General features: G+C 62.7%; 14 protein-coding genes. 12 read left to right on the forward strand and 2 right to left on the reverse strand.

Features of this window, described 5'->3' with window-relative positions:
* Nucleotides 1-54 precede the first annotated feature (54 nt).
* The 8 genes from WOB96_RS09500 (at nucleotide 55) to rng (ending at nucleotide 5930) form a co-directional block, all read left to right on the forward strand.
* The gene (locus tag WOB96_RS09500) at nucleotides 55-1317 is read left to right on the forward strand and encodes a glutamate-5-semialdehyde dehydrogenase (protein ID WP_341371059.1); all 1263 of its coding nucleotides are present in this window, start codon (nucleotides 55-57) and stop codon (nucleotides 1315-1317) included.
* Between the two features lie 3 nt (nucleotides 1318-1320).
* A complete protein-coding gene (gene nadD / locus WOB96_RS09505) occupies nucleotides 1321-1980 on the forward strand; it encodes a nicotinate-nucleotide adenylyltransferase (protein ID WP_341371060.1) in 660 nt (219 codons plus the stop codon).
* A gap of 96 nt (nucleotides 1981-2076) precedes the next feature.
* The gene (gene rsfS, locus WOB96_RS09510; protein ID WP_341371061.1) at nucleotides 2077-2424 is read left to right on the forward strand and encodes a ribosome silencing factor; all 348 of its coding nucleotides are present in this window, start codon (nucleotides 2077-2079) and stop codon (nucleotides 2422-2424) included.
* A 3-nt stretch (nucleotides 2425-2427) separates the two neighbouring features.
* Nucleotides 2428-2898 carry a 23S rRNA (pseudouridine(1915)-N(3))-methyltransferase RlmH gene (rlmH, locus tag WOB96_RS09515; protein ID WP_341371062.1) on the forward strand — a complete coding sequence of 157 codons (471 nt, stop codon included), beginning with the start codon at nucleotides 2428-2430 and terminating at the stop codon, nucleotides 2896-2898.
* Between the two features lie 57 nt (nucleotides 2899-2955).
* Entirely contained in the window at nucleotides 2956-3375 is a 420-nt protein-coding gene (locus WOB96_RS09520) for a hypothetical protein (RefSeq protein ID WP_341371063.1), read from the forward strand.
* Between the two features lie 4 nt (nucleotides 3376-3379).
* Complete coding sequence (locus WOB96_RS09525; RefSeq protein ID WP_341371064.1) at nucleotides 3380-4234, forward strand: hypothetical protein; 855 nt, start codon at nucleotides 3380-3382, stop codon at nucleotides 4232-4234.
* Between the two features lie 47 nt (nucleotides 4235-4281).
* The gene (locus tag WOB96_RS09530) at nucleotides 4282-4425 is read left to right on the forward strand and encodes a Maf family protein (protein WP_341371073.1); all 144 of its coding nucleotides are present in this window, start codon (nucleotides 4282-4284) and stop codon (nucleotides 4423-4425) included.
* Nucleotides 4422-5930: a ribonuclease G gene (rng, locus tag WOB96_RS09535; protein ID WP_341371065.1), complete on the forward strand. Its 1509-nt coding sequence runs from the start codon at nucleotides 4422-4424 to the stop codon at nucleotides 5928-5930. Before WOB96_RS09530 ends, rng begins: the two co-directional genes overlap by 4 nt.
* Nucleotides 5931-6007: 77 nt before the next feature.
* Here the strand turns inward: rng and WOB96_RS09540 are convergent, their stop codons facing one another.
* Nucleotides 6008-7156 carry an OprO/OprP family phosphate-selective porin gene (locus tag WOB96_RS09540; protein WP_341371066.1) on the reverse strand — a complete coding sequence of 383 codons (1149 nt, stop codon included), beginning with the start codon at nucleotides 7154-7156 and terminating at the stop codon, nucleotides 6008-6010.
* 188 nt (nucleotides 7157-7344) lie between these two features.
* On the opposite strand from WOB96_RS09540, the gene WOB96_RS09545 reads away from it, so the two are divergent.
* Genes WOB96_RS09545 through WOB96_RS09555 form a run of 3 tightly spaced genes read left to right on the forward strand, consistent with a single transcriptional unit; the run spans nucleotide 7345 to nucleotide 10143 of the window.
* Entirely contained in the window at nucleotides 7345-8613 is a 1269-nt protein-coding gene (locus WOB96_RS09545; RefSeq protein WP_341371067.1) for a phospholipase D-like domain-containing protein, read from the forward strand.
* Between the two features lie 56 nt (nucleotides 8614-8669).
* A complete protein-coding gene (locus tag WOB96_RS09550; RefSeq protein ID WP_341371068.1) occupies nucleotides 8670-9311 on the forward strand; it encodes a glutathione S-transferase family protein in 642 nt (213 codons plus the stop codon).
* A gap of 22 nt (nucleotides 9312-9333) precedes the next feature.
* The gene (locus WOB96_RS09555; RefSeq protein ID WP_341371069.1) at nucleotides 9334-10143 is read left to right on the forward strand and encodes a class I SAM-dependent methyltransferase; all 810 of its coding nucleotides are present in this window, start codon (nucleotides 9334-9336) and stop codon (nucleotides 10141-10143) included.
* Nucleotides 10144-10159: 16 nt separating this feature from the next.
* On the opposite strand, the gene WOB96_RS09560 is transcribed toward WOB96_RS09555, so the two are convergent.
* Nucleotides 10160-10621 (reverse strand): YchJ family metal-binding protein, encoded by a 462-nt coding sequence (locus tag WOB96_RS09560; RefSeq protein ID WP_341371070.1) that lies wholly within the window; start codon nucleotides 10619-10621, stop codon nucleotides 10160-10162.
* 105 nt (nucleotides 10622-10726) lie between these two features.
* Between WOB96_RS09560 and ubiE the strand changes: the two genes are divergently transcribed.
* Nucleotides 10727-11494: a bifunctional demethylmenaquinone methyltransferase/2-methoxy-6-polyprenyl-1,4-benzoquinol methylase UbiE gene (gene ubiE, locus WOB96_RS09565; RefSeq protein ID WP_341371071.1), complete on the forward strand. Its 768-nt coding sequence runs from the start codon at nucleotides 10727-10729 to the stop codon at nucleotides 11492-11494.
* The last annotated feature ends 78 nt before the right edge of the window (nucleotides 11495-11572 follow it).

Consider the following 11572-nt stretch of genomic DNA (forward strand, 5'->3'; position numbering starts at 1 on the left):
TATCGGTAGGCTTGGTTCGACCCGTTCAACTCTTTGTATTTCAGGATCCAGTACATGACTGACACGATTGAATCCCAGGTCATTGAATTCGGCCAGCGTGCCAAGCAAGCGGTACGCCTGCTGCAACAGGCCTCGACCCGCGCCAAGAATGAAGCATTAGCCTACATGGCCGAGTTCCTGGAGCGCGACAGCGACGAGATCGAGCGCGCCAACCGCAAGGACATCCGTAGCGCCGAGAGCGAGGGCCGGGACGCGTCCTTCATCGACCGGCTGGTCTTGAATGCCGAGCGCATTCGCGCCATGGCCGAGGGCCTGCGCCAGATCGCCGCCCTGCCTGATCCGGTGGGCGAGATCACGGATCTGAAATTCCGCCCCAGCGGCATCCAGGTCGGCAAGATGCGCGTGCCGATCGGGGTGATTGGCATGATCTATGAGTCGCGCCCGAACGTGACGGCGGACGCCGCCGGGCTTTGCCTGAAATCCGGCAATGCCGTGATTCTCAGAGGCGGCTCCGAAGCCTTCCACAGCAATCTCGCCATTGCCGAGCGCCTGCGCGCAGCCCTCGGGCGCGCCAAGCTGCCGCTCGATGCCATCCAGGTGCTCAACACGCCGGACCGGGCCGCCGTCGGCGCCCTGATCCGCATAAAGGACTACGTGGACATCATCATCCCGCGCGGCGGCAAGAGTCTCATCGAGCGCATCAGTGCCGAGGCCACGGTGCCGGTCATCAAGCACCTGCACGGCAACTGTCACGTCTATGTGGATGAGTATGCCAATCTCGACAAGGCCGTCCGCATCGTGGTGAACGCCAAGGCCCAGCGCCTGGGCACCTGCAATACCGCCGAGAGCCTGCTGGTGCATGAAAACGTTGCCACCGACATGCTGCCGCCGATTGCCCAGGCCCTGATGGAGAAGGGCATCGAGCTGCGCGTGGATGCCGCGGCCCAGGAGCTGCTGCCCGAGGCCACACCGGCCACGGAACAGGATTTCTACACGGAATATCTCGGTCCCATCATCTCCGTGAAGATCGTCGACAGTCTGGATGCCGCCATGGCGCACATTGCCCAATACGGCTCCGGCCACAGCGAGGCGATCGTTACCGAGGACTATGGGCACGCGCGGCGCTTCCTGCGCGAGGTGGACTCCAGCTCGGTGTTGGTCAATGCCTCCACCCGCTTTGCCGACGGCTTCGAGTATGGCCTGGGCGCCGAGATCGGCATCTCCACCGACAAGCTGCACGTGCGCGGCCCGGTGGGCCTCGAAGGGCTCACCACGCAGAAATGGATCGTGCTCGGTGATGGCCACGTCCGGGGCTAGCGCATGACCGGACTCGCCGTGCTGGGTGGGACCTTCGATCCCGTTCACTATGGGCACCTGCGCCCGGCCGAGGAGATCCGCCAGGTCCTGGGCGTGGATGAAGTATTGTTGATTCCGGCCGGGCAGCCGCCGCATCGCGGGCTCCCGCGCAGCAACCCCGAGCACCGGCTGGCCATGACCGAGCTTGCCGCCGCTTGCCACCCGCCCTTTCGGGTGCTGGACTGGGAGGTGCGCAAGCAGAGTCCGAGCTATGCGGTCGAAACCCTGAGCCGCCTGCGCACTGAACAAGGTGACATTCCGATTGCCTTCATCCTCGGTCGGGATGCCTTCCTGCGCTTCGATACCTGGCACCGCTGGCGCGAGATCCTTGATCTCGTGCATCTGGTGGTGGCCTGTCGGCCCGGCTGGGCCGGACCCGAACTGCCCGAAATACTGAAGCAGGAAACCCAGAAACGCGAGTTCCAGGATGCCACTGACATGATGCAGCGGGCAGCCGGTGGCATCTTCTTTCAGGATGTCACCGGTTTGGCGATTTCCTCCACGCAGATTCGCGAGTTGCTGTGCCAGGGCCGAAGCCCGCGTTTTCTGCTGCCCGGTGCCGTGCTGGACTACATCGAGCGTCAGGGGCTATACCGGACCGCGGGTCCGGCATCCGGGGGATAGCGAAAAGCGCGGACTGGAGAACAATTCAAATAGAGCAGGACAGTAAGGAGGCAATTTCGCCTCTTCGCTTTGCCCTGCCAGGGAGTCGAATAACCTGTGCAAAATGCCGATCAACTGAAAGATCTCGTCGTCGATGCCCTGGAAGACCGCAAGGGGCTGGACATCAAGGTGCTGGACGTGCGCGACCAGACCGACATCACCGATTACATGGTCATCGCCACCGGCACGTCCGATCGTCATGTGCGTTCGCTGGCGGATGCCGTATCGGACAAGGCCAAGGAGCAGGGCGTGCGCCCGCTCGGCTCCGAGGGCGAAGCCACTGGTGAATGGGTGCTGGTGGACCTGGGTGATGTGATCGCGCACGTCATGCGTGGCGAGACGCGCGACTACTATAACCTGGAGAAACTCTGGTCAGCGGTGGGCGCCAAGCGCAGCATGTCCTGACCGGTGAAGCTGCAGGTGCTGGCCATTGGCCATAAGATGCCGCGCTGGGTGGAGGAGGCCGCGAGCGAGTACGCCAACCGCATGCCGCCACATTGCAGTCTGCAGTTCACCGCGTTACCGGCAGGCAAGCGCGGCAAGGGTGCGGACCTCGCCCGCCTGACCCGTGAGGAAGGCGAGCGACTGATCGCCGCCACGGCAAAGGGCGCCTATGTCGTCGCGCTGGACCTGCGTGGCGAGGTGGTCAGTACCGAGTTCCTGGCCACGCGCCTGGAACACTGGCTGGCCGCGGGCCGGGACGTCGCCTTCTGGATTGGCGGCCCGGAAGGACTGTCACCGGATTGCCTGCAACGGGCGGACTGGCGCTGGTCGCTGTCGCCCCTCACCTTCGCCCATCCCGTGGTTCGTGTTATCCTCGCCGAACAACTCTACCGTGCCTGGAGCATCACCGCCGGTCTGCCCTACCACCGCGAGTGAGCCGCCACCAGACAGGCAATCCAGCCGGTCTTCTATGAGAACCTGACCATGAAGCATATGCATCTTCCCGTCTTGCTGGGCGCGCTGGCGCTTGCCGGCTGCGCCACCAACCGGGGCCCGGAGCCGCAGCAGATGCTTGCCCTGCAGGATGCCCGTGCCCGGGTGCTGGCCATTGGCGTGGAGCAGCCAAGTGATCCCGCCACGGTCAGTGAAGATGCCCGTCAGGCCCTGACGCGGGCCCGTGCGGCACTCGGCAGTGGGCGCGCGGCGCTGGCCCAGGGCGATGCCCGCAGTGCCCGGCGCGAAGCCCTGCGCGCGCAGCTCTACCTCGATCTTCTCGACACCAGCCTGCGCACCCAGCCCGCCGCGCGCGAGCGGGCCGAACTCGAAGCCAGCAATGCCCGGCTGACCCAGGAAATCACCACGCTGAAGCAGGCCATCGCGGACCTGGAAAACCAGCTGCGCGAGACGGAGTAGCCGCATGCGCCGACAATTTTCCCTTTACACACTCGCCCTGCTCTTCTGCCTGCCTGTTCAGGCCCAGAGCGCGGACCTGGGCGATTACCAGGAGCGCCTGTCAGCCGCCAGCCGGGAACCGGCCGCCAGTGCCGCATCCCAGGAACTGGCCGAAGCCGGGCAGGCCCTGACGGCCATGCGCCGCGCCGCGCCGGACTCACCCGAATATACCTTTCAGCGTGACCGGCTGGAGACCCGCTTGCGCCAGGCCGAGCTGAAGGGCCAGGCCGCCGAGAATCGCGAGTATCTGGAGGCTCTCAAACAGCAGCACGACATTTATGTCGCTGAAATCCGCCAGCTCAAGGCCCGCCAGGCCGAACTGCAGAGTCAGATCGCTCGCCGCCGTCAGGCTCAGGCCCAGCGTGCGGAACTCGATGCCGAGCTCGAACGCCAGCGTCGCGCCCGGCTGGAGGCGGAAACCCGGCTGGCGCGCCTGGCAGTCGAAAGGCAGCAGATCGAGGCCAGCCTCAACATCCTGCTCAGCCAGTGGGCCCAGGTGAGCGAGGACAGTCAGGGCAAGCGCTTGCGCCTGGAGGCGAGCAGACTGTTTGGCTCTAAGCACAGCCTCAGCAGCCAGGGCCGCATGCAGGTCCAGAATCTGGCCGCGCTACTGAAGGCCCTGCCGGATCGGCGCTTCCTGGTGAGCGAGGCAGCCGGTCCTTCAGCCGCCAGGGCCGAGGCACTGGCCCAGGCCTTGATCCAGGCCGGCTTGCCGGCCCAGAGCGTGAGTGTGGTGCCGGGGACGAACCTGCCGGCAGGTCAACTGGAGCTGCTGGTGTCCAGCGCACCGGCCCCTGAGCCAGCGCCGGCCCTGCCCTGATCCGAAACCAGATCCGGCACGAGCCGGTGCTGGCGGCTGATACGGTGGTGGCACTGGCGAGCGGCTACGCCATTCAGGGTCTGGGTACCGTGTTCGTGGCGCGCATCGATGGCTCCTACAGCGGCATCAGGGGTCTGCCACTTTTTGAAACAGCTCGATTATTACAGGAATGCGGGGTGGGGGTGTTGTGAGCGAGGAAATTCTGATCAATGTCACGCCACAGGAAATTCGGGTTGCCACAGTAGAAAACGGCGTGCTGCAGGAAGTGCAGATCGAGCGCAGCCGCAGCAAGGGGCTGCTGGGCAACATCTACAAGGGCCAGGTCGCGCGCGTGCTGCCGGGCATGCAGGCGGCCTTCGTGGACATTGGCCTGGAACGCGCCGGCTTCCTGCATGCGGCTGACGTGATCCATAGCGGCCAGGACCCGAACGTGCTGCCGCGCATGGTCGGTGAGGGCATCGCCAGCAACGGCAATGGCCATGGCAACCACCAGCCCATCGACGAACTGCTGCGCGATGGCCAGCAGATCGTGGTGCAGGTCATCAAGGACCCGCTGGGCAGCAAGGGCGCGCGCCTGACCACGCACATCACCCTGCCGGCACGCTTTCTGGTGTACATGCCCTATGTGCGGCATATCGGCGTGTCCACCCGCATCGAGTCCGCCGAGGAACGCGCGCGCCTCAAGGAGATCCTGGAGGCCCAGGTGCCTGAGGACGAAACCGGCGGCTACATCATCCGCACCCTGGCTGAGGGCGCTTCCGCCGAGGATCTGGCGCGCGACATCCGCTTCCTGAAAAAACTCTGGACCGGCATCCAGACCCGCATCAGCGAGAGCGGCGCGCCCGCCGAGGTGCACCAGGATCTCAACCTCGCCATGCGCACCATGCGCGACGTGATCTCCGAGGACATCCAGAAGGTGCGCATCGACTCGCGCGAAACCTACCAGACGGCCATCCATTTCGCCGAACGGCTGATCCCCGAGGTCCTCGAAGGCATCGAGCTCTATACCGGCGAACGGCCACTCTTTGAGCTTTATTCGGTCGAGGACGAGATCGCCCGCGCGCTGGAGCGCAAGGTGCCGCTGAAGTCGGGCGGGTATCTGGTGATCGACCAGACCGAGGCCCTGACCACGGTGGACGTGAACACCGGCGGCTTTGTCGGCAAGCGCAACCTCGAAGAAACCATATTAAAGACCAATCTCGAAGCGGCCCAGGCCATCGCCCGCCAGCTACGTCTGCGCAACCTCGGCGGCATCATCATCGTCGACTTCATCGACATGCAGGACGAGGAGCACAAGCGCCGCGTGCACCGGGCCCTGGAAAAGGCGCTGGCCCGCGACCGGGTGCGCACCACCCTGACGCAGATCTCGGCGCTGGGCTTGATCGAGATGACCCGCAAGCGCTCGCGCGAGAGCCTGGCGCGCGTGCTCTGCGAGCCCTGCCCCTACTGCAGCGGTCGGGGCATCATGAAGACCGCGCAGACGCTCTGCTATGAGATCTTTCGCGAGATCATGCGCGAATTCCGCGCCTATCCGGCGGAGAAATTCATGGTGATGGCCAGCAAGCGGGTGGTGGAAACCCTGATGGACGACGAGAACGCCGGACTGGCGGCTCTGGAGGAGTTCATCCAGCGGCCCATCGTGCTGCAGGTCGAACCGGATTACACCCAGGAGCAGTTCGACATCATCCTGATGTAGAAAAAAGCCCGCCGGGTGGCGGGCTCAATACGAGGAGAGTTGCTGCGCGGGGCGCTGGTGCGCCCCTGTTGTTTTGCTTACCAGTCCACCTGGGCACGGGCCATGAAGAAGTTGTCGTCGCTTTCGGGCACACCGGTGTTGTTGCCGTAGTCGAGCATTTCATAGTTGGCCATGAAACGCAGGTGCGAGGTGGCATACCAGTTGGCGCCAAGGGTGGTCTGCTTGACATCGTCCTGGCCGGCCTGATCAAGCTTCAGCACGCCATAACGGGCGGCCAGTTCGACGGCGTTGCCGCTGGTCTTGATGCGGCCAAAGGCGCCCTTGTTGGCCACATAGTTGCGTGATTCGCCGGTGGGGAAGAAGCTGGCCTGCACGTACCAGCCGGAGGGATCGCTGTTATGTGTCGGGTCTAGATAGTCGTTGAAAGCCTTCATGTATTCGCCCTGGATGGAGGCGGGGCCGAACACGGCCGCGGCTTCCAGGCCACCAATGGTGCTCTTGTCGAGATCCACGAAATTCGGGTTGCCGATATGATAACCGGCTGGCTCTTTATTGTTCGTATCACCTGTAGTAATTGCACCACTGGAAGTATAAAGAGAGCTGGAATGCACGTCGATGTAGTTCACCGCGGCACCCAGGTGCACGGCTGTGGTCTTGGTGGCGATGGGGGCGAAAGTCACGCGGCCAGCCACACTGTACTTGGGATCCTGGCCCTTGCTGGTTCCCTTGCCAAACATACCGACTGTGGCGGAGTAGTTGGAACCACCCGTGTGCAGGGCCGCACCCACATTACGGCTGGGGGCGAACTGGCCGTTGACAATGGTACGGTCCATGAAGGTCATGTACTTGGAGCTGGTCAGTTCTTCCAGGCCGAAGGGTTCCTTGAAGTTACCGATCAGCACCGAGGCGGGCTTGAAGCCCTTGTAAGCTAGGTAGATGTCCTTGGCGGACGCGCTGCCGGAGGCAAAATCGTATTCGATCTTGAAGCCCCAGTCCGGGCTGACCGTACCGCTCAGGTTCAGCCGGGCGCGATCGAGCTGGCTGTCGAAATCAGTTTCCTGTGCACTGGAAGATGGTTCAAATCCTTTTGACCCGTTGATGCCGCGTCCAAACTCACCATCAACCATGATACGGCCACCCGCCTTGACCTTGATTTCAGCCATGGCGTTACCGCTCACACCTGCTACCGCTGCGGCGACCGCCGCCATCAGAATATACTTGCGCATGTTGCACTCCTGTTGTGATGAACTGATCTACGGGTGCCTATGCTAGGGCGCTTATATTTCAGATTGATGACAGTTGCATGAAGATTTGGTTAAAAACGAAACATCTGTTGTTCGCGCGCCACGTCTCCAGCGCCTGATTCCAAGATACGGGCCGGCGTCTATAATTGCCCGATATGCCAACAATAATGATGAGTTCTCGGCTCCTGGTCCTGCTGCTTTGCGGTGGCCTGCTTGCCCTGTTGCAGGGCTGCGCGCACCGGCTGGACGGCCGGGTGCGTCTGGGCGCACCCTTGCCCCATGGTCTCGAGCAGGCAGCCTTTCAGCGCGCGGCCGCAGGCATCGGGCACGCCCCGATCCTGTCCGGCAACCGGGTGGATATCCTCAACAATGGCCAGATGATCTTTCCGGCCATGCTCGACGCCATTGGCCAGGCGAAATCCAGCATCAATCTCGAAAGCTATATCTTCTGGTCTGACGGGGTGGGCAGCCTGTTTGCCGAGGCCCTGAGCGAGCGGGCCCGGGCCGGCGTGCAGGTGCGGGTGCTGCTGGATGCGGTGGGGTCGCGCAAGCTCGGGGCTGACTTGCAGGAAAAGATGCGGGCGGCTGGCTGCCAGGTGGTCTGGTACCGGCCAGCGGCCCTGCGCACCTTAGGGCACGTGAACGACCGCACGCATCGGCGCATTCTGGTGGTGGATGGCCGGGCCGGATTCACCGGCAGCGTGGGAATTGCCGATCCCTGGCGCGGCAAGGCCCAGAGTCCGGACCATTGGCGCGACACCCAGGTGCGCATCACGGGCCCCCTGGTGGCGCAGATGCAGGCGGCCTTCGCCGAGGGCTGGCAGGAAGCCACCGGCGAAGCCCTGCTGGGGCCGGCGATCTATCCCGAGCTGGCGGCAACCGGCAGCGACAGGGCACAGATCGTGAGCACCTCGCCGCTGGGGGCTGCCACTCCGCGCCTGCGCCTGCTGTTCGAACTGGCCATCCGCTCGGCGCAGAAACGCATTTATATTGCCAATTCATACTTCGTGCCGGATGCGGCCCTGCTCGATGCGCTGGGTCAGGCCGCTCGCCGGGGCGTGGATGTGCGCATCCTGTTGCCCGGCGCCTACATCGATGTGCCGTTCATCCAGCCGATCAGCCGGGCACGGCTGGGCCGGTTGTTGCGAGATGGCGTGAAGGTGTACGAGTATCAGCCCACCATGATGCACAGCAAGTACATGGTTGTGGACGGGGTCTGGTCGAGCCTGGGTTCGTCGAATCTGGACAACCGCTCCTTCGCCAGCAACAATGAACTCAACGTCCAGGTCTACGGACAATCTTTCGCCAGGGGACTGGAGGCGGTATTCCTCGCGGATCTTGCCAAAAGCCGGGTTTATGGCCTGACGGACTGGCAAGCCCGTTCGAGCTGGCAGCGCCTGCAGGCGAGACTGCTGTCGATCCTGGAACCCGCACTCTGAACCGTTATGAACGGCATTCCACCCTTTTCCACGCCAAACAGCGAGGAGCCGAACCAATGAATCTCGAATTGATCAGCTTTCCCCTTTGTCCCTTCGTGCAACGTTCCATGGTCACGCTGCTGCATAAGGGGGTTGATTTCCGCGTCACATACATCGACCTTGATAACAAGCCGGAATGGTTTCTGGAGATTTCTCCGACCGGGAAGGTACCGGTGCTGCGGGTCGAGAGTACCGTCCTTTTCGAGTCGGCAGTCATCAACGAATACATTGACGAAGTCACCGAGCCACGCCTGCATCCGGCTGATCCGCTGACCCGAGCCAGCCACCGGGCATGGATAGAGTACGGATCGTCACTGCTGGTCGATCAATTCAACCTCATGCTGGCGCGTGACTCGGAAGGTCTGAACGCGATGGCCGAAAGGTTTTTCAAGCGTCTGCAGATGCTGGAGTCACAGTTGGTCGGCCCATTTTTCCAGGGCCCGGACTTCTCGCTCGTGGATGCAGCCTTCGCCCCGCTTTTTCAGCGCCTGGAGATCATGCAGCGCCTTCATCCCAGTCTGGGCTGGACGGACCTGCCCCGTCTTCAGGCCTGGAGCCAGGCACTGCTGGCCCTGTCTGCCGTACAGCAATCCGTGCCGCAGGACTTCGACGCGCAGTTTGCAGCCTACCTGCGCCGCAAGGGAAGTTGTCTCATCTGAACCTCACAAGGAGGGCTTTCGCATGGGTACAGGTCTGGATTTCGACAAGGTCGCCGAGAAGTTCGATGCCTGGATTCCCCACATGGCACCGGTCAGCGAATGCCTGCTCAACGCCATTGACGCGCAACCCGGGGAGCGCATCCTGGATGTTGCCACCGGTACCGGAGAACCCGCCCTGACGCTGGCGCGTCGGCTGCAGGACCAGCTTGAGATCATTGGCGTTGATGCCGCAGAAGCCATGGTGCGCGCCGCCCGGACTAAGGCCGCGCTTCACGGCCTGCGTAGCCTGACCTTCCAGTGCATGCCCGGGGAGTCGCTTGCCTTTGGGGACGCAGGCTTTGATGCGGTCCTCTGTCGCTTTGGCCTGATGTTCTTCGAGGACCCGAAACGCGGTCTTGGTGAAATGCATCGTGTGCTCAAGCCCGGCGGACGGTTGGCAGTCGCTGTATGGAGCAGCGCCGAACGCATGCCGACGCTCGCCTGGGCCCATCAGGCCCTGCGTCAGCGAGTGCCTGAGGAACTTCTGCCGCCCCTGGAAAAGGCAAGTGCTCTGGGCGAGCCCGGAAAGCTGGAAAGCCTTTGCAGAGAGCTTGGTTTCCAAGCCTGCCAGGTGCATACCGCGGAACTGGTCTACCACTTCCCGGATTTCGATGCCTACTGGCAGACGGTGGAAGCTTCAGGGGTATTGCAGGCGCCACTCGACAGCCTGGCGGCGACCGAGCGGGAAGCCGTGCGGGCGGAGATCGCCAGTCTGTCTCGTCAGTATCAGGGAGATGCTGGCCTGGCCATTCCTCACGAGTATCTCTGGCTGTTTGCCCGCAAAGCTCTATAGAATCAGGATTCTATGCCTAGGACCTACTGCTGCCCTGGAAACGGACGCCATTGATGATCACCGGGCTGAGTGCGGTGCCCGGGCGATAGCGACGGGTTTGCGTGCTGATGCTGGAGTGAAATCCCCAGTGTCCTTCCTGTAGCAGGAACAGACCCAATTCATGATGAACATTCTTGTGCTGGCCGGTCTTGTAGATCAGCGCATAAACCAGTAGCCCCCGGTCCTCAGCCGGCTCGTCATCCGCTGGCAGTAATGCCCGTGCTCTGGCAAAAGCTTCCGGATTCTGGCTCTCAAGCACTTCCTGCACCGGAACACCCCGGATCAGCATTGCCCCATACCCGGCCCTGAAATCTTCCGGTTCTGGATACTCCTTATAGAAATCGCTGCCGCGGCTGTGGGTTTCCCAGATGAACCGGGTGTCATCCTGACGGAAGGCCTCGAACCGGGCCAGAAAGAGCGCGCTGGGTGAATCGTGCAAGGGTGGGTTTCCTGTATGGCTAAAAAGTTACCAGTGGCGGATTTTCGGTTATCCTAGACCGCAATTGCAACGGGCCTCATCAGCCGCGTAAAGGAGATGCTTGCCATGGATGATCAGCAGAAGAATGCAGGACAGGGTACCACCCACTTTGGTTTTCGGGAGGTCCCCGAAACCGAAAAGGCCGGCCTGGTCGGCCAGGTCTTCAGCAATGTGGCGGGCAAGTACGACCTCATGAACGACCTGATGTCGCTTGGCATCCATCGGCTCTGGAAGCGTTTCACCATCGACCAGACCCGTGCCCGGCCCGGCCAGCACGTCCTGGATGTCGCGGGTGGCACCGGAGATCTGGGCGCCGCCCTGGCGCGCAGGGTCGGTCCCCAGGGGCGCGTCGTCATTTCCGACATCAATCCCGCCATGCTCGAGGTCGGGCGCAACAGGCTGGCCGACAAGGGTATTGTCGGCAATGTCGAATTCGTCGAGGCCGATGCCGAGCACCTGCCTTTTGCCGACCAAGAGTTCGATATCGTCACCCTGGCCTTCGGCATCCGCAACATGACCCATCCCGAGCAGGCCCTGCGTGAGATCCAGCGGGTGCTCAAGCCGGGCGGGCGGGCCCTGATCCTTGAATTCTCGCACCCTACCTGGCCCGGCCTTGGTCCGGTCTATGACGCCTATTCCTTCCACCTGTTGCCGCATCTGGGCCAGCTGGTGGCTGGCGATCGGGAAAGTTATCAGTATCTGGTCGAATCCATTCGCCGCTGGGCCGATCAGGAAACTCTCAAGCAGATGATGGAGCGCGCCGGGTTCGAGCTCGTCGAATACTTCAATCTCTCGGGTGGCATCGTCGCCCTGCACAAGGGCATCAAGCTTTGAGCGAATGCGCAATGGGCTGGAACCTCTCAGCCCATTCTCTGTCCTGGTGAGTCCGCGTCGATTGCATCATCTTTTGCG

The organism is Thermithiobacillus plumbiphilus, from assembly GCF_038070005.1.
Classification (GTDB): domain Bacteria; phylum Pseudomonadota; class Gammaproteobacteria; order Acidithiobacillales; family Thermithiobacillaceae; genus JBBPCO01.